15 protein-coding genes are annotated in these 16,939 nt (G+C 62.6%); 7 read left to right on the top strand and 8 right to left on the bottom strand.

Annotated elements, in window-relative coordinates; translation table 11 throughout:
• Window positions 1-5 precede the first annotated feature (5 nt).
• The 3 genes from NKI67_RS00230 (at window position 6) to NKI67_RS00240 (ending at window position 3,114) form a co-directional block, all read left to right on the top strand.
• A complete protein-coding gene (locus NKI67_RS00230; protein WP_352633787.1) occupies window positions 6-1,154 on the top strand; it encodes a Gfo/Idh/MocA family protein in 1,149 nt (382 codons plus the stop codon).
• Between the two features lie 138 nt (window positions 1,155-1,292).
• Complete coding sequence (mgrA, locus tag NKI67_RS00235; protein WP_352644086.1) at window positions 1,293-2,339, top strand: L-glyceraldehyde 3-phosphate reductase; 1,047 nt, start codon at window positions 1,293-1,295, stop codon at window positions 2,337-2,339.
• 82 nt (window positions 2,340-2,421) lie between these two features.
• Window positions 2,422-3,114, top strand: coding sequence for a molybdate ABC transporter substrate-binding protein (locus tag NKI67_RS00240; protein ID WP_352568257.1), 693 nt, complete (start codon window positions 2,422-2,424; stop codon window positions 3,112-3,114).
• A gap of 47 nt (window positions 3,115-3,161) precedes the next feature.
• On the opposite strand, the gene NKI67_RS00245 is transcribed toward NKI67_RS00240, so the two are convergent.
• Window positions 3,162-3,491 (bottom strand): DUF2934 domain-containing protein, encoded by a 330-nt coding sequence (locus tag NKI67_RS00245; RefSeq protein ID WP_352577436.1) that lies wholly within the window; start codon window positions 3,489-3,491, stop codon window positions 3,162-3,164.
• Window positions 3,492-3,681: 190 nt separating this feature from the next.
• On the opposite strand from NKI67_RS00245, the gene NKI67_RS00250 reads away from it, so the two are divergent.
• Entirely contained in the window at window positions 3,682-4,032 is a 351-nt protein-coding gene (locus NKI67_RS00250; protein WP_023675228.1) for a hypothetical protein, read from the top strand.
• Window positions 4,033-4,099: 67 nt separating this feature from the next.
• On the opposite strand, the gene NKI67_RS00255 is transcribed toward NKI67_RS00250, so the two are convergent.
• The gene (locus NKI67_RS00255) at window positions 4,100-5,188 is read right to left on the bottom strand and encodes a S1 family serine peptidase (protein WP_352568255.1); all 1,089 of its coding nucleotides are present in this window, start codon (window positions 5,186-5,188) and stop codon (window positions 4,100-4,102) included.
• Between the two features lie 391 nt (window positions 5,189-5,579).
• Here NKI67_RS00255 and NKI67_RS00260 point away from each other — a divergent pair, with 391 nt between their 5' ends.
• Window positions 5,580-6,662 carry a trypsin-like serine peptidase gene (locus tag NKI67_RS00260; RefSeq protein WP_352568254.1) on the top strand — a complete coding sequence of 361 codons (1,083 nt, stop codon included), beginning with the start codon at window positions 5,580-5,582 and terminating at the stop codon, window positions 6,660-6,662.
• Between the two features lie 84 nt (window positions 6,663-6,746).
• Here the strand turns inward: NKI67_RS00260 and NKI67_RS00265 are convergent, their stop codons facing one another.
• The 3 genes from NKI67_RS00265 to NKI67_RS00275 form a co-directional block, all read right to left on the bottom strand.
• Window positions 6,747-7,451 carry a DUF4760 domain-containing protein gene (locus tag NKI67_RS00265; RefSeq protein WP_352644087.1) on the bottom strand — a complete coding sequence of 235 codons (705 nt, stop codon included), beginning with the start codon at window positions 7,449-7,451 and terminating at the stop codon, window positions 6,747-6,749.
• Window positions 7,448-7,828 carry a hypothetical protein gene (locus NKI67_RS00270; protein WP_352644088.1) on the bottom strand — a complete coding sequence of 127 codons (381 nt, stop codon included), beginning with the start codon at window positions 7,826-7,828 and terminating at the stop codon, window positions 7,448-7,450. Before NKI67_RS00270 ends, NKI67_RS00265 begins: the two co-directional genes overlap by 4 nt.
• A gap of 102 nt (window positions 7,829-7,930) precedes the next feature.
• Window positions 7,931-10,132 carry a caspase family protein gene (locus NKI67_RS00275; RefSeq protein ID WP_352644089.1) on the bottom strand — a complete coding sequence of 734 codons (2,202 nt, stop codon included), beginning with the start codon at window positions 10,130-10,132 and terminating at the stop codon, window positions 7,931-7,933.
• A 211-nt stretch (window positions 10,133-10,343) separates the two neighbouring features.
• Here NKI67_RS00275 and NKI67_RS00280 point away from each other — a divergent pair, with 211 nt between their 5' ends.
• Window positions 10,344-10,748, top strand: a complete 405-nt coding sequence (locus NKI67_RS00280; protein WP_023675234.1) for a Fur family transcriptional regulator — start codon at window positions 10,344-10,346, stop codon at window positions 10,746-10,748.
• A gap of 141 nt (window positions 10,749-10,889) precedes the next feature.
• Here NKI67_RS00280 and NKI67_RS00285 read toward each other — a convergent pair whose 3' ends face one another.
• The 3 genes from NKI67_RS00285 to polA all read right to left on the bottom strand — a co-directional run bounded on the left by NKI67_RS00285 (window position 10,890) and on the right by polA (window position 15,024).
• Complete coding sequence (locus NKI67_RS00285; protein WP_352644090.1) at window positions 10,890-11,342, bottom strand: hypothetical protein; 453 nt, start codon at window positions 11,340-11,342, stop codon at window positions 10,890-10,892.
• A gap of 94 nt (window positions 11,343-11,436) precedes the next feature.
• Window positions 11,437-11,715: a type II toxin-antitoxin system RelE/ParE family toxin gene (locus NKI67_RS00290; RefSeq protein WP_352577441.1), complete on the bottom strand. Its 279-nt coding sequence runs from the start codon at window positions 11,713-11,715 to the stop codon at window positions 11,437-11,439.
• 360 nt (window positions 11,716-12,075) lie between these two features.
• Window positions 12,076-15,024: a DNA polymerase I gene (gene polA, locus NKI67_RS00295; protein ID WP_352577456.1), complete on the bottom strand. Its 2,949-nt coding sequence runs from the start codon at window positions 15,022-15,024 to the stop codon at window positions 12,076-12,078.
• A 448-nt stretch (window positions 15,025-15,472) separates the two neighbouring features.
• Between polA and NKI67_RS00300 the strand changes: the two genes are divergently transcribed.
• Window positions 15,473-16,858: a M20/M25/M40 family metallo-hydrolase gene (locus tag NKI67_RS00300; RefSeq protein ID WP_352644091.1), complete on the top strand. Its 1,386-nt coding sequence runs from the start codon at window positions 15,473-15,475 to the stop codon at window positions 16,856-16,858.
• The last annotated feature ends 81 nt before the right edge of the window (window positions 16,859-16,939 follow it).

The following is a 16,939-nucleotide window of genomic DNA, read 5'->3' on the forward strand; positions in this document are numbered from 1 at the left end:
CCAGCATGGCAACAAAACTTGGCATCGGCGTCATCGGCTGCGGCAACATCTCGAAGGCGTATTTCTCGCTGGCGCCGCTGTTTCGCGGCATCGAGATGCGCGCCTGCGCCGACATCAACATGGAAGCGGCGAAAGCGCGGGCAAAAGAGTTCAAGCTGCGCGCCGAGACCGTCGAGGGGCTGCTCAAGGCCGACGATATCGACATCATCGTCAACCTGACCATTCCGGCGGTGCATTACGAGGTGTCGAAGCAGATCCTCGATGCCGGCAAGCACGTCTATTCGGAGAAGCCCTTCGTGCTGTCGGTCAAGGAAGGGCTCGACCTGAAAAAACGGGCGGAAAGCAAGGGGCTGCGCATCGGTTCGGCCCCCGACACCTTCCTCGGCGGCGCGCACCAGCTTGTCCGCGACCTCATCGACACCGGCAGGCTCGGCAAGGTCACCAGCGGCACATGTCATGTGATGAGCCATGGCATGGAGCATTGGCACCCCAATCCGGACTTCTTCTTTCAGCCGGGCGCCGGGCCGGTGCTCGATATCGGACCCTATTACATCACCAACCTGATCCAGCTGATCGGGCCGGTGAAGCGGGTCGCGGCCTTCGCTTCGATCCCGATGACGGAACGCATCATCAGCTCGAAGCCGCGCGCCGGCGAAAAGATCCCGGTCTCCACGCCGACGACGATCCACGGCGTGCTGGAGTTCGAGAACGGCGCCGTGGTGACGCTCAACACCAGCTGGGATGTCTGGAGCCACGGCCACGCGCCGATGGAACTCTATGGCGAGGCCGGCACGGTGTTCGTGCCGGATCCGAACTTCTTCGGCGGCGACGTGCGTTTCACCGAGGCCGCCAAGCCGGTCAAGAAGCTGCCGAAATGGCCGCATCCGTTCGGCGTGCCCAACGAGATGCATTCGCAAGGCATGATGGCCAACTACCGCACCGCCGGCCTTGCCGATATGGCGATAGCGATTACCGAAGGCAGGCCGCACCGCTGCTCGATGGAACTGGCGCTGCATGCCGTCGACGTCATGACCGGCCTGTTGCGCTCGGGCGAGACCGGAAAGTTCGTTGCCATGCAGACCAGCTGCGAGCGGCCCGCGGCACTCGGCGTCAAGGCGGCGAAGGAGCTGCTGGCGAAGAAGAAAACGAAGTAGGCGGCGCACCTCCCAAGGACCGCAACAGCCTCTCCCCGTTTGCGCGGGGAGAGGCTAAGGGTGAGGCTGGAGCCGACTTGCCCGTCATCGCGTCGGCAGCCGTCGGGCGCGTTTCGATATGAGATATGAGGATTTCCCATGCCCTATGTCCCCGCCGAGAACCGCTACAAAAAGATGATCTACAATCGCTGCGGGCGCTCCGGCTTGAAGCTGCCGGCGATCTCGCTTGGGCTGTGGCACAATTTCGGCGACGACACGCCGCATAGAACCAAGCAGGCGATTACGCGCAAGGCCTTCGACCTCGGCATCACGCATTTCGACCTCGCCAACAATTACGGCCCGCAGCCCGGCTCGGCGGAGCGGGCGTTCGGCGAGATCCTGCGGAAGGACTTTGCCGGCTATCGCGACGAGCTGATCATCTCGACCAAGGCCGGCTACGAAATGTGGGCAGGGCCTTATGGCGAATGGGGCGGCCGCAAATATGTGCTGGCCAGCCTCGACCAGAGCCTGAAGCGGATGGGGCTCGACTATGTCGACATCTTCTATTCGCACCGCTTCGACCCCGACACCCCGCTGGAGGAAACGATGGGCGCGCTCGATCACGCGGTGCGCTCGGGCAAGGCGCTCTATGCCGGCATTTCCTCCTATAATTCGCAGCGCACCCGCGAGGCCGCCGATATATTGAAGCAGCTCGGCACGCCTTGCGTGATCCATCAGCCGAGCTATTCGATGCTCAACCGCTGGGTCGAGGATGACGGCCTGCTCGATACGCTGGAGGGGCTTGGCGTCGGTTGCATCGTGTTCTCGCCGCTGGCGCAGGGCATGCTGACCGACAAATATCTCGGCGGCATCCCCGATGGCAGCCGCGCCAGCCAGGGCAAGTCGCTGCGCCCGGCATTCATCAACGACAAGTCCGTCGCCAATATCGAGGCGCTGAACGCCATCGCCCGTCGCCGCGGCCAGACGCTGGCGCAGATGGCGCTGGCCTGGGTGCTGCGCAGGGGCAGGGTGACGTCGGCGCTGATCGGCGCCAGCCGGCCGGAACAGGTCGAGGATTGCGTCGGCGCGCTTGAGGCGCTCGACTTCAGCGATGCAGAGCTCGCCGAGATCGACAGCTTTGCCCGCGAGTCGGACATCAATCTCTGGGCGGCATCGGCCGAGCGCAAGGGTCCGTCAAGGAAGTAGGCGACTTCGGCATCTGGTCGCCGAATGAAGGCTTAGATACGCATTCCAAGGAAGGTCGTTACGATCGATTCGGGGTTAGGCCATGAATCAGGAAATCCGGCTTTTTGGCGCCATTGCGGTCCGCCCCGCCGTCGTTGCGCTCATACCTCGGTTCGAAGCGGCCACGGGATTCACAGTTGCGGTCAAGTGGGAGCTCAATCCGACAGTAAAGAAGCAGATTGAGGCTGGGGAAGCTTTTGACCTCGTCATCACCAATCCGAACCTGGTTCAGGATCTGGCCGCCTTGGGAAAGGTCAAGGCGGGGAGCCAGGTAGCGTTCGGCCGGATAGCAATGGGGGTGGCGGCCAAGGCTGGCAGTCGACCGCTCGACATCGGGTCCGTGGAAGCATTCGAACAGGCGTTGAAGAGCGCCAGATCGATCGCCTACGCCAGTGAAGGAACCAGCGGTGGCTACTTCTCCGGTTTGCTGGAACGTTTGGGGATAGCGGATGAGGTGAAGCCCAAGCTGGTGGCCATACCAGGAGGGCAGACAGCGCCGGCCGTGGGACGTGGGGAAGCCGAGTTGGGGGTCGTTCCCGTGACTTCGATTCTCGCGGCCGCTCCCGAGGTCATGCTTGTCGGTCGGTTTCCGGAAGAACTCCAGAGTTACGTTGACTTCGCCATTGGCATCAGCGCCGATTCAACGGACGCAGAAGCTGCCAAGCAGCTGTCGGAATTTCTGATGTCGGCAGCCGTTGATGACATCCTGGCGGCAAAGGGTGTCGAGCGCCGCTAAAAGCGTGCTTGATAAGCAGCGCTGGGAATCCCCTTCTCAAACACGCTCTAACCTTCGGCTGCCTTGAGGTTCCGCGCGGCTTCCTCGAGCGTCGCTCTGTCGTTGCCAAGCCTGTCGATCAGCTCTTGCGCCTGATCACCGGTTATCCCGGTGCGCATCGCCAGTGCCTCGACCGTCAGAACGTCGGAACTGGCGATCGTTCCAGTGGGACCGTGCTCGGCCGCGCCATCATCTGCCGGCACCGTTGTCGCGTCGTCGAGGTCAAGCTCATGTTTCGCCTGCTGCCAATGACGCTCATGTGCGCCGTGCGGGCGGCCCTCGCGCACCCAGATTTCATAGGCTCGCTGCCGAATTTTTTCATGCCGATCGTCGTCCATGGCGGTTCCTCCCTTGTGGCGTTTTCACCAACGCGGGGAGCGCCGGAACGATCCGATGTTGATGCCGAATTCGCAGACATGCCGGACAAAAGCCGGTTTCTCACCGAACAAACACCGGACATACGCGTTTTGCGGAGGAACCTGCACAGTGGGCCGGCCGTTGAGCCGAGCCTGAGCAAAGGAGATTACAATGGCCGACGAACCGAACGAATCCGCAGCACCGAAGATGACTCAACGTGAAGCTCAGGAAGCCCTGGAGAAGCAGGTCGCGCAGCTGAGGCGCGAGATCAACAAGATCAACCGAACCTTGGCCGAACGCGCGGAAGAGGCGATTGAGGACGCCGGCGATTGGTATGGCAACGCTGCTGAGCGCGCCTCGCGGACGGCACAAGCCCTGCGCAACAGGGCGCAGACAGTGTCCGGGGTTGTCCAGGAGAATCCCGGCACAATATCGTCCGCCTTCATACTCGGAGCGGCCGTAGGGGCGCTACTGGGCCTCGCCTTGGCCGCCACAGACCAGCGCCGCGATCGCTGGTTCTAGTCCCAACCTAAGGTTCCGGGCAGAAACGGCGGGATTGCTCCCGCCGTCATTCAGCAAATGACACCGGTCAGGGCGTGGCGGGCTTCTGCGCCGTGCCGAGGGCTTTGGGCGCTGCCGGCGCTGCCGTCTTCATCTTCTCTTCGATCCAGCCGGTGTAATTGGCCAGCCGCGTGTAGATGCCGTAGGCGTTCTTGTGGCCGCAGGCGGTGCTGCCGTCGGCCGGACCTTCGCCCCAGCTGACGACGCCGACCTGCACCGGGCCATCGGCGCCGGTCATGAATAGCGGTCCGCCGCTGTCGCCGTTGCAGGCGTCGCGCTCGCCGCTTGCGGTGCCGGCGCAGATCATGTTGCCGGTCAGCGGATCGGCCATGTCAGCTGCAATCGCGTTGGCGGCCGCCTCGATGCCCCTTTCCGAGTAACGCATGCGGCGGGCGAGCTCGCCGAGCGCTGCCTTCAAATCATGCGCATAAATCGCCTTGATGCCGCTGTTGCAGGTTGCGTTCGGCTGGAGGTCCAGGTCGGCGACCATCAGCGCGGTGGGAAACGCTCCGTCCTGCATCTTGCCCCAACCGGTGACCGTCGTCTTACCGGTGTCCGGTGTCGGCTCACGGGCAATTTTGATGGTCGGAGCATCGGCCGGCTCGGCCAGCCGGATCAAGCCGAGATCGTTGTCCAGCGTCTGCTCGCTATAGCCCTCGTTGACGATGATCTCCGCCGCCTTGTAGCGCTTGCCCTCGCTGAGATCGGTGGCGCCGGTGAGCACGGTGACCATATCAGGCGAAATCGGCTCGCCGTCGTCATTGAGGCAGTGCGCCGCCGTCAGCACCCATTGCGGCGCGATCAGGCTGCCGCCGCAGAACTGCGCATTCGCCTGCGAGGCCGGGCTTTTGTCCAGTCTGTTGGTGGTCAACAATGCCACCTGGAACGGGTAAGCGCCCTTCTCGGCCTCTTTGCCGCCGTAGACGCGATCGGCGCCGTCGGGGTTCTCCGCCTTGGCCTTGGCCCTGGCCTCGGCCACGCGTTTCATCGGCGAGATCGCCGCCTCCGGCCGCGCGGCCGCGTCCGTGGCATGAACGGAATTGACGGCCGGCAAGGCCGCCGCGATGCCGAGCAGTGCGGCGGCGGCAATCGGTCTGAACCTATGGATGATCTTCACCTCGAACCCCCTGAGACGATGTTCCCGACAGGTCAGTCGCCGACGCATGATCCACTGAAATGGAACCGGCCGGTGAGATCATGCTCCACGGCGAAGCATGATCCGTCACAAAGCCGAGCACCATTTCTGCTAGTCGTGCTGTCGAGCCAAACCCGCCCAAAATCCTATAGCCCCCCACGGGCTATGTGGAAGCAATTTGTCGTTGCCAATGTTGGATTATTTTAGGCAGTATACCGTTGCAGGCATTTTTGGCGGGGACCTAAACTGGCTGCACTGAATAATGGCCCGGTAAAGGCACCGGTAACCAATTTCATTTTTCTGCGCCACCACGATCTCGACAATATTTCTGTATCTTGATCCAGTCCTTGCTGACTTTTGGGAGAGTCTCACCATGACAAAACTGACATATAGCATTATTGCGTCCGCGTTGCTTTCCACCGCAATGTGGGCGGTTCCTGCCTTGGCAGCCGATCCAGGTTCCGCCAATGCCGGCAACGGCGAAAGCATGCGGGATGTGACATCGGGCGATTACAAGCCCGGCCGGGCGAAACCGATCGCCCCGCCGAAACTGACCGAGGACGAGGCCAACCGCGCCGCGCCGCTCACCGACGAAGCAACGGCCGTCAAATCCTATGGCATCGTCGGCCGCTCCGCCGATGGCAAGGACATCAAGATCGATCCGAACGAGACGCTGAAGGACCTTGTCATCAAGGAAATGAACGCGCCCGCCGAGGGACAGAAGTCCGAGAATTCCGGGCTGAGCGGAGGCGAAGAGGCCGGCCGCCAGGTGTTCGGGACGGACGACCGGGAGCAGATCAAGAATACCAAAACCTACCCGTTCACCGCGATCGGCTACCTCGAAGGCAAATCGAAAAGCGGCAGCTATGGCAGCTGTTCGGCAACACTGATCGGCCCGCGCACGGTGCTCACCGCGGCGCACTGCCTCTACAGCCACGAGGACAAGGCCTGGCTCGACGACATCCTGTTCGTGCCGGCTCTCAACGGCAAGACTGCCGACGACGCACCGTTCGGCGCCTTCACCTATGAAAGCGCCTATATCATCCAGGGCTTCATCGACAATTACCAGGGCTTTTACGGCTCGGTCGTGCCATGGGATCTCGGCATCGTCACCTTGAAGCAGGATGTCGGCACCAACCTCGGCTGGCTGGGCTATGCCAATTATGTGGATCTCGGCGATTTCACCGCCAACATCGTCGGCTATCCCGGCGACAAGCCGATGGGCACGATGTGGAAGGCGACCTGCGAAGTGCTCGCCGAACACATCGCCACCGAGTATTTCCAGTACGACTGCGACACGTATCCAGGATCGAGCGGCAGCTCGGTCTATGCCTACGACAATGGCTCCAAGCAGCGCGTCATCACCGGCGTGAACGTGGCCGAGAGCCCGGATGCCAACACAGCCGTGCGTCTGAACGCCATCAACGTCCAGTGGATCAACAGCCTGTACAAATAGGCCTGCAGAGTTTCCGCCGCGATCGTCGCGGAAAACCGGCCGGCGGCGGAGCATTTCCGTCGCCGGCTTTCGCATTTTCGGGAATTATCTGGACTGGGCCGAGGGTGGCGCCTGGCGGACATAGTTCTCGATCGGCTGGGCGAAAGTCGGTGAACCGGCCTTGCGTTCCTTGTCGATATAGCCGGCAAAATAGCTCCAGAACGAAGCGGCATAGTCGCGGAAATAGGAGTCGGCGACCTCACGCGAGCACAGCCTGCCTTCGACGCAGAAGGAAAGGCGGTTGAGGAAATAGACGATGCGGTCGAAATTGTCGCTGAACTCGGCAAGCGGCATGACGCCGCCGGTTGCGCTCATCGCTTCGATGCCGATGCGCTGCCTGAACACCTGTTCCTCGGTCGGCGTCGGATTGGCACTGAGCAGATTGCCGTATTTGGCGTTGAGCGCCGCCAGGCGTTGCTTGAGGGCCCGTTGCGCCTGCTGGTAGTCCTTGCTTTCCCAGAGCTCGACCAGCGACATCGTCTGCTCGACGCGCTTCTGCTCCTGGTTCGCTAGGAACTGGTAGACCGAAAAGATCAAGGTGAAGATGATCGCCAGGCGCACCAGCAATCCGGACCAGGCATAGACGAGCATGCGCCAGTCGCGATCGGTGAACGGGTTCGCCTCCTTCTTGACCTCGTGATTGCTCACCCACGGCAGGCCTTCGACGGTTTCCGGCAGCGACACCGGCTTCTTTTGCGGTACCGGCGCCGTCACTACCTGCTGCGTTGCGTTGCCCCCCGCTTTCGTCATCCGCAGCTGTCCAGTTCTATGGTGGCGGACGGGTCGAGCACGATGCCCGGCGCCTCCAGCTTCTTCTTCAGGCAATCCAGCTGCGCCCGCGAAACGATGAACTGCACGTCAGGCGCCACCTGCGCCTTGCTCGGCGACGGCAATGGTTCGACCACGCCGCGTGAGGTGCAACTGCTGAGATCGACGACAACGGCGGCGTTGCCGGTTTTGGTGATCTGGTCGTACTGGTCGAGAAAGCAACTCGCCAGTTCGGAATTGATGACGACCTCCTTGGCGCAGAGGCCGCAAGCCTCGTCCGCCGAAGCATTCGCGGCCAGCAACAGCCCGGCGACAAGGCCGGCGGTTGTTGCGCGCCAAGAAAATACGATCCTGTTCACGAACGCCCTCATCCGTTCCGTTCGGCCGCCGACAGCGGCGGTCGAAGAATGTTCATTATCAGCCGATTAGGCAAGAGGCCCGGCCGGGCACCTGACCCCGCCTCAGGCGCGCGGCACCGTCTCCATCGGGAAGATCATCACGGCGCCCTTCGACCCCTTGTCGTCGGTCAGCCGCATGGCCGACCGCGTCGCCGGCGCCATGCCGATATCGGCCAGCATGTCGGCGAAGCTTGGCTGTCCCAGTCCGCGCGTTACCGAGACAACCCCCTCTTGCGCCAGGAAACTCAGATCCTGCTTCTCGCTCTGCGGCGGTGCTTCGGTCAAGACGGCGATCATCCGCTCCATGCCGAAGCTGGTGTCGGTGAATTTGAACAGGCCTTCCTCGAGCACGGCGCCTTCGGTCAGGCGCTCGGCAAGAAAATGCTGGATGGAATAGTCGGAGCCGACATAGAGCACGTTGATGTCGACCAGGTTGGTCGAACCGTTCCTGGCCAGCACGTGGACCTGATCGTCGGGCGAAACACGCGGCACCGTCGACGGTTCGATCGGCTGCAGCGTGTCGCTGTCAAAACGCTTGATCCGGAACTCGACGCTGACCTCTTCCGGCCGATAATCGGAAGCGGCGGCCAGCCTCGACAGTCCGATGGCGCGGAAGATTTTCGTCAGATTCCCTGCGGCGGCCTCGATCAATTTTTCGCGGCCGTCCGGATGAATGACGATCAACGGCGGCTTGCTGCCGCCCTTGAGCGTCATGTCGCCCGAAGCCGGCAGGAACCACAGCGCCGGCGCGTCGGTGGCATCTTCTGCGGCGCCGGCAATGGCGTTCTCGCGCAGCACTGCGAGACGCAGATCTGCGCTCCTGCCCGGCTCGACCAGCGCGATGTGGAACCCTGAGCTCTCCCTGGCCGCCAGTTCGTCGAGAACCGAGTTCGCCAGCGCGGCCTCTTTCTCGAGGCCTTTGGCCGCTGCCGGCCGCGCGACCACGAGCTTGTAGTCGACGGCGAGCTCGGCCAGCCGCGCATAGGCATTGGCGGGGATGTCGGCCAGCTTGAGCGCCGGCTTGCCGCCGAACTCGACCGGCTTGACCCGGCTTTCCAGGTTTTTCGCCGACTGCACCTGGAGATAGCCAAGCGCCTCGGACAGCGGCGACAGCGCCGACGGCAATATTGCGAGCCTGCTGCCCGGGGTGAGGCGATGCAGCAGTCCGGCGCCGATCGTGGCTTTGTCGTTCTCGATGACGATCGGCCATTGCATGACCGCGTCGGTCTTGTCGGTGCCGAAGACGCGGGCGTCGAGTTCCCCTTCGAACAGCGGCGTCGGCCGGGTGCGGCCGTCCGCCGAATATTGCTGCAGCACGGCCTGGCCGAGCTGGCGGTAGGTGATGTTGGGGTTCTCGGCCAGTTTCGACAGGATGGTGAAGGTGAACAGCCCGAAACGCGGTGCATCGGCCGTGCCCTTGGGCAGCGGCATCTCGGGCGTCGTCTCCACCGTCTGCGCCGCGTAGAAGGCGACCAATTTGCCCTTGGTGGTCGGCTCGGCGCCGGTCGGCGTCAGCTTGAAGGCCGGCTTGCGCTGCCCGTCCTCGTCAAAGCCGCGCGGCGCGGCCGACGCAATCTCGTCATAGGCTTTCACCGCAGCCGCCCTGGCAGCGTCGTCGCCGCCGACCAGATCGGCGAACTCGACCTTGCGTTCCAACTCGTCGTCGACCTCGGCGGCGCGCGTCGCAGTGCCGGAATGGCAGCAGTCGAACACGGCCCAGATAAAGGCGCCCTTGTCGCGAATAGCGTCGAGCGCGGTGCCGATCTCGTTGTCGACCAGCGCATTGGGCACGCCCTTTTCGCGGTTCACCCATTTGTCGATGTCGGACGGCAAGAAAATCTCGTCGAGGCCGTCCGTCTCGTCGCCCTTGTTCGCTGCCGGCTGCTGCGCGCCGTGACCGGACAAATGCAGGTAGACGAAATCGTCGCGCTGGACCTTGGCGGCAAGATCGGCCAACGCCGCCTTGATCGCCGCATGTGTCGGCGGTCCGTTGGCGCCTTCGACATCCTTGGCGAGCAGCGTGACGTTTTCGGCCAGGAATTTTACCGGCGCGGCCGTGTTCCCCAGGAGGTAATCGCGCACCAAGCCGGCATCGTTTTTCGGTCCGATCAGCCAGTTTTTCTTCGGCAGGTTCGGGTAATCGGTGCAGGCAACAAGCAGCGCATGGTAGGTGCGCGCCGCTGCGAATGCCCGAAACGGCACCAGGCCGGCAGCGGCCAGCGCGGACGTGCCGGCAAGCAGCGTCCGCCGCGTCACTTTGATCATGATTGCTTCCCCAAGCCCGATCGAATTTCCAAGCACGGCCAGCCTGGCCGAGGATTTTGTCAGTATTTTGAATATGGCGCCGCCGGCCAGCCGACCACCGGCTGCGAATAGAAACAGTAGCAAAAATGGCAGTTCGTCGCTATCTCAGTGGAAGAGGTCCGACTGCTTGCGAAATGGCAGCGATCGGCACGGAGCGGCTTGGAACAGGATCATGGCGGCAAGGGATGTACTGACGAAGAACCAGCTTTGCGTTCTCGAGAAGCTCGAGGCCGCCAGCGGCCCGCTCAGCGCCTATACGTTGCTCGACCAACTGCGCGAGCGCGGTTTTCGCGCGCCGCTGCAGGTCTACCGGGCGCTCGACACGCTGGTGAAATCCGGCTTCGTGCACAGGCTCGAAAGCCTCAATTCCTTCGTCGCCTGTGCCGAGCCGCACGACCACAGCCATTCGATGACGGCGTTTGCCATCTGCGACACCTGCGGCCAGGTGACCGAGTTCTCCGACCACGATGTCGGACACCGGCTCGACGAATGGGTGCGTTCGACCGGCTTCGCCGCCAAGAAGGCGGTGATCGAGTTTCGTGGGACATGTGCGAAGTGTTTGGCTGAAGCGGCTTAGCAAGCCCGAAGGCAACACTTCGAAGGCGGCGGGGCAGTATTCACGCCTCGCTGGTGGGCTCACGATGGTTCCTATGGTTTGGCGATAGCCTCCATGAGGCGGAAGCCGCCAGTCAACAAACGACCCGTTGCAGACATTCGGCTATGAAAGTGCCGTCCAGACCACACTCTCAAGATCGGGAGAGTAGCGGGCGATGATAGCCTCTTGATCATTTTCCTGCGTAAGAATTATCTGCTTCCCAGTAGCGTCACCGAGCAATCGCATAAAGCGGTCAAGCTTCTCAACCTCGGTTTTTCCGCTGACTTGCCTTGGATCGAAGTCGAACTCAATTTCGACAGCGCTGAAGAAGTGACATGCAAGCTGGATTGGCCCGACGTAAAAAGACAATAAGCTGCCTGTTTCGCTTTCCAGGGCCGCTTCGACGCCCAATGGCATCGACTCGATCTTGCCGGAGACACTGAAACTAGCAGGCGGGGTCCATTCGAGGAGGATGTTCCAGACGCCCTGCCAATCTGCCTCAGACGTGTTCAGAACGTAGATGTCTCGCCATGAGCCGTCCCAAGCGAAATCCGATGCTATCTGTTCCCAATTCATGCATGAACCATTCTTGATGACTGCGGTTCTAGCATGACATACGCCATGAGTGCTTTCCACAAATCCCAAGTCCGCTTTCCACCTAGTTTACGGCCTAGCCAACCGGCTTCTTTGAGGTATGCCGGATGTGCAGGATTTCGATTGCATCGGAACGGGCACGATAGAAAACCTTGTAGGGGTAGCGACCTATGAAGAGAACGCGAACGCCAGGAATATCGGTCGCGTGGCCACTTTCTGGAAATTCGGCAAGTCGCGAAATCCCAGCTTGGATCCGAGAAACAACTGAAAGGGCGCCCTGGGGCGCCCGCTCGTCGAGGTAGTTGAAAATCGCCTCGCGTTCGGCAAAGGCCTGCCGCGTAAATCGGACCTTCATAGTCTGCGGCGGGTGTCTGCCGCGCGAACCGTATCCTCATCTACGAAAGTGCCGTGGTCGGCTTCTGCGAGTCCCGTTGTGATGGCGCTGCGCTCTGATTCCGACGTGGCATACACTCCGGTTCGGCGCGCCTCGATGACGCGGGCATAGTCGGCAAGCTCCTCCTGGTCTTCGCGAGGCCAAGCTTCCGCGTGCTTTACCAGGTTCTCGAGTGTCTTCGTGATCATGGGGGCAGTATACCACACCGCTGCTTTTCGTGAACCTTGAGAAAAGATGGCTCAACGGGCGCGTAGGCTGATGAAGGTAGGCCACATCAGAATATTGGGGCTCCTCAACAGGAAGTCGATATCCGTCCCCGCCCTAATGCGCCTCTTCCCAGTTGTTGGCGGCGCGGGCGTCGACGTGCAGCGGCACCGACATCGACACCGCCGGCATGGCCGCGTTCTCCATGACGTGGCACACGACCGGGATCGTCGCCTCGACCTCGGCTTCGATGGTCTCGAAGACCAGCTCGTCATGCACCTGCAGCAGCATGCGGGCGGAAAGCCTGGCTTTTTCCAGGGCATCGTCCATACGGATCATGGCGCGGCGGATGATGTCGGCCGCGGTGCCCTGCAGGCGGGCGTTGATCGAGGCGCGCTCGTTGAAGGCACGGACCGAAGGATTTGACGATCTGATTTCCGGATAGTGGATGCGGCGGCCGAAAATGGTCTCGACGAAGCCGTGCTCGCGGGCATAGGCCTTGGTCGCATCGATATAGTCGCGGATGCCGGGGAAGCGCTCGAAATATTTCTTGATGTAGTCGCCGGCTTCCTCGCGCGCGATCGACAGCTGGTTGGCGAGGCCAAAGGCCGAAATGCCGTAGATGATGCCGAAATTGATCGCCTTGGCACGGCGGCGCACTTCCGAAGGCATGCCCTCGACCGGCACGTTGAACATTTCGGACGCGGTGATGGCGTGGATGTCGGCGCCGTCGGCGAAGGCCTGCTTGAGCTGCGGGATTTCGGCGACGTGGGCCAGCACGCGCAATTCGATCTGGCTGTAGTCGGCGGAAACCAGCTTGTTGCCCTTGTCGGCAATGAAGGCCGTCCTGATCTTTCGCCCCTCGACGGTGCGTACCGGAATGTTCTGCAGATTGGGATCCGAGGACGACAGCCGTCCGGTCGTCGTCGCGGCAAGCGCGTAGGAGGTGTGGACGCGCTTGGTGTCGGGATGGATGAAGCCGGGCAGCGCATCGGTATAGGTCGATTTCAGCTTGGTCAGCTGGCGCCAGTCGACGATCTTACGCGGCAATTCGTGGCCTTCGGCGGCGAGGTCTTCGAGAAGCTGCGCCGAGGTCGACCACTGGCCGGTCTTGGTTTTTGAACCGCCGGGCAGACCCATCCTGCCGAACAGGATGTCGCCGAGCTGTTTTGGCGAGCCGATGTTGATGCGTTCGCCGACCAGCTGGTAGATCTCGTCCTCGAGCCGTGCGGCACCCTGTGCCAGTTCGCCGGAGAGCCGCGACAGGATCTGCCGGTCGACGGAGATGCCGCGCTGCTCCATCCGTGCCAGGACCGGCACCAGCGGCCGTTCCAGCCGTTCATAGACCGAGACCAGGCCCTTGGCGGCAAGCCGTGGCTTCAGCACCTGCCAGAGCCTGAGCGCGACGTCGGCGTGCTCGGCCCCGTAAGCCGTCGCCTTGCCGAGGTCGGCCTGATCGAGGCCGACGAAGCTTCTTCCCGAACCGGCCAGTTCCTTCAGCGGAATGGTCGCGTGGCCGAGCCATTTATCGGCCAGCGCCTCCAGGCCATGGCCACCATGAGTGCCGGCCTCAAGCACGTAGGAGATCAGCATGGTGTCGTCATAGGGGCCGATCTCGATGCCGTGACGGCTCATGACGACAAGGCGGTATTTCATGTCGTGCACGATCTTGAGGACGGATTTGTCCTCGAGCAGCGGCTTGAGCAACGCCAGCGCGTCGCGGATCGGGATCTGGTTTTCGACCGCGCCGCCGCCGAGCAGGTCGCCATTGCCGTTTTTGTGGGCAAGCGGCACGTAGGCGGCGTGGCCGGGCGCGACGGCCATGGCAAGGCCGATCAGTTCGGCCCGCATCGGATCGGGCGAGGAGGTCTTAACGTCGAAGGCGACGATGCCTCTCTCCATCGCCTCGGCGATCCAGACCTTCAGCGTCGCGGCGTCGCGGATGCAGGCGTAGGCGCTGGTGTCGATCTTGCGGGCGGTGGCAGCCTCCAGGCGAAGCGCCGAAAGCAGGGATGGGGTGTCGCCTTGCTTGGCTGCGGCCGGGGCTTCGAGTGCCGCTTTGTCCGACGGCGGTGCGCTCTCGGCGGCCGCGGGCGCGCCAAAACCCATATCGGGGCCATGCGCGGTATCGGCACGCTCTATGGTGACGGGGGTGGCTGGAACGTCGCCCGCGTCGGTTCCGGTCGCTTCGGCCACGCGGCGGGTCAGCGTCGAGAATTCCATGGTCTTGAGAAAGCCGATCAGCCTTGGGCCGTCCGGCGCGTGCAACACGAACTCGTCGAGCCCCTCGGTCACCGGCACGTCGTTCTTCAGCGTCACCAGGTCACGCGAGATGCGCGCCTTGTCGGCATTGGCGATGATCGATTCGCGCCGCTTGTCCTGCTTGATCTCGCCGGCGCGGACGAGCAGCGTGTCGAGGTCGCCGAACTGTTCGAGCAATTGCGCCGCCGTCTTCGGCCCGATGCCGGGCACGCCCGGCACATTGTCGACCGAATCGCCGGTCAGCGCCTGCAGGTCGATCATTTTCTGTGGCGGCACGCCCCATTTCTCGATCACCTCGGGAACGCCGATCTGGCGGTCCTTCATCGGGTCGTACATGGCAACCGTTGGGCCGACCAGTTGCATCAAGTCCTTGTCGGAAGAGATGATGGTGGTGTCGGCGCTGGCTTCGCAGGCAAGCCGGCAATAGGTGGCGATCAAATCGTCGGCCTCGTAGCCTTCCGTCTCAAGGCATGGCAGGTTGAAGGCCCTGGTCGCCTGGCGGATCAGGCCGAATTGCGGGATCAAATCTTCCGGCGGCGCCGAGCGGTTGGCCTTGTATTCGGGGTAGAGGTCGTTGCGGAAGGTCTTCGACGAATAGTCGAAAATCACGGCGAAATGCGTCGGCACGATGCCGACATCGGTGTTGCGGGCGTCCTGCGTCAGCTTCCAGACCATGTTGCAGAAGCCGAGCACGGCACTGGTCGGCAGCCCGTCGGACTTGCGGGACAGCGGCGGGAGCGCGTGATAGGCACGGAAGATGTAACCGGAGCCGTCGACAAGGAAGAGATGATCGCCTTTTTTCATGGCACGAGGGATAGCGCGGCGCAGCGCCGCGGTCCATGCCAAAGGCGGCTTCCGCCAAGGGTTCCGGCAACACCCTTACAAATGGCGTGCGAGCTTGGCCGGCCCTGCCGGCGTGGCCGGAGCTTTGTTCGCTCACGCCTATGTTACAAAAGTGTAATTTTTGTGCCCTTGAATCGCCACGTTCGCAGACACAGATAAACGCCATCGGCAGTTTTCGCCGAAGTCCGGAGCAAGGCCCGTCCCCCGCCTATCCCGGACACTTGCGGCAGCCTATCCCCCCTCTCCGGGCTGCCGCATCGTTTCGAGTAAGGCCGCCGTGGTTCCCCCTCCACCACGGCGGCATTTTTTTGCCTTTCGACAAGATCCTGCCTTGTGGCCTAACGGTCGCGGGCTTTCCGTTTCGCCGTATGGGCTCTAGATTCGCCGCCAGAATCGAAAGGCCCGCCAGATGTCCGCAGTTTCCCCTGTTCTCGACCGCCTCGACAAGAACTTCGACCAGAGCCTGGAACGCCTGTTCGGCCTGCTCGGCATCAAGTCGATCTCCACCGATCCGGACTACGCCGCCGACTGCCGCAAGGCCGCCGAATGGCTGGTCGCCGAGCTCAAGCTGATCGGCTTCGACGCCAGCGTGCGCGACACGCCGGGGCATCCGATGGTGGTCGCGCATCACGATGGGCCGGCGGGCGCGCCGCATCTGCTGTTTTACGGCCATTACGACGTCCAGCCGGTCGATCCGATCGAGCTGTGGGAAAGCGACCCGTTCGCGCCGGCGGTTAAGGAGATCGAGCCCGGCCACAAGGTGATCACCGGCCGCGGCGCGGCCGACGACAAGGGCCAGCTGATGACCTTCGTCGAGGCCTGCCGCGCGTGGAAGCAGGTGCATGGCGGATTGCCGTGCCGAATCACAATCCTGTTCGAGGGCGAGGAGGAGTCCGGATCGCCGTCGCTGAAACCGTTTCTCGAGGCGAATGCGGATGAGCTCAGGGCCGATTTCGCGCTGGTCTGCGACACCGGCATGTGGGACCGCGATACGCCGTCGATCTGCGTCTCGCTGCGCGGGCTGGTCGGCGAGGAGATCACGGTGACTGCCGCCGACCGCGACCTGCATTCCGGGCTCTATGGCGGTGCGGCCGCCAATCCGATCCGCATCCTGGCAAAGATCCTGGCCGACATCCACGATGCGGATGGTCACGTCACCATTCCAGGTTTTTATGACGGCGTCGAGGAAACGCCGTCGCAGATATTGCAGTCGTGGCTGTCGCTCGGCGAGACGGCCGAGACCTTCCTCGGCCCGATTGGCCTGTCGATTCCGTCCGGCGAAAAGGGCCGCTCGGTGCTCGAGCTGACCTGGGCGCGACCGACGGCCGAGTTCAACGGCATTATCGGCGGCTATACCGGCAAGGGCTTCAAGACGGTGATCGCCGCGCAAGCCTCGGCAAAAGTCTCCTTCCGCCTGGTCCACAAACAGGATCCGGCAAAAATCCGCGCCGCCTTCCAGGCATTCGCCAGGGAGCGCGTTCCGGCCGACTGCTCGGTCGAATTTCATCCGCATGGCGGCTCGCCGGCGATCCAGCTTTCCTACGACTCGCCCTTCCTCGCCAAGGCCAAGCAGGCGCTATCCGACGAATGGCCGAAGCCGGCGGTGGTGACCGGCAGCGGCGGCTCGATCCCGGTGGTCGGCGATTTCCAGACCTATCTCGGCATGGAATCGCTGCTGGTCGGTTTCGGTCTCGACGACGACCGCATCCACTCGCCGAACGAGAAGTACGAGATGAGTTCCTTCCACAAGGGCCAGCGCTCCTGGGCGCGCATTCTCGAGGCGCTGACACGCTGAAATTGCGCCAGACTCAAGTTTTTGTTGATTTTTCGCCGGATCGCGGCAAGGACGGGCACGGTCTGTCGCGCATCGCTGCAC

This window comes from Mesorhizobium sp. M0408 (assembly GCF_040321495.1).
In the GTDB taxonomy this organism is placed as follows: Bacteria; Pseudomonadota; Alphaproteobacteria; order Rhizobiales; family Rhizobiaceae; genus Mesorhizobium.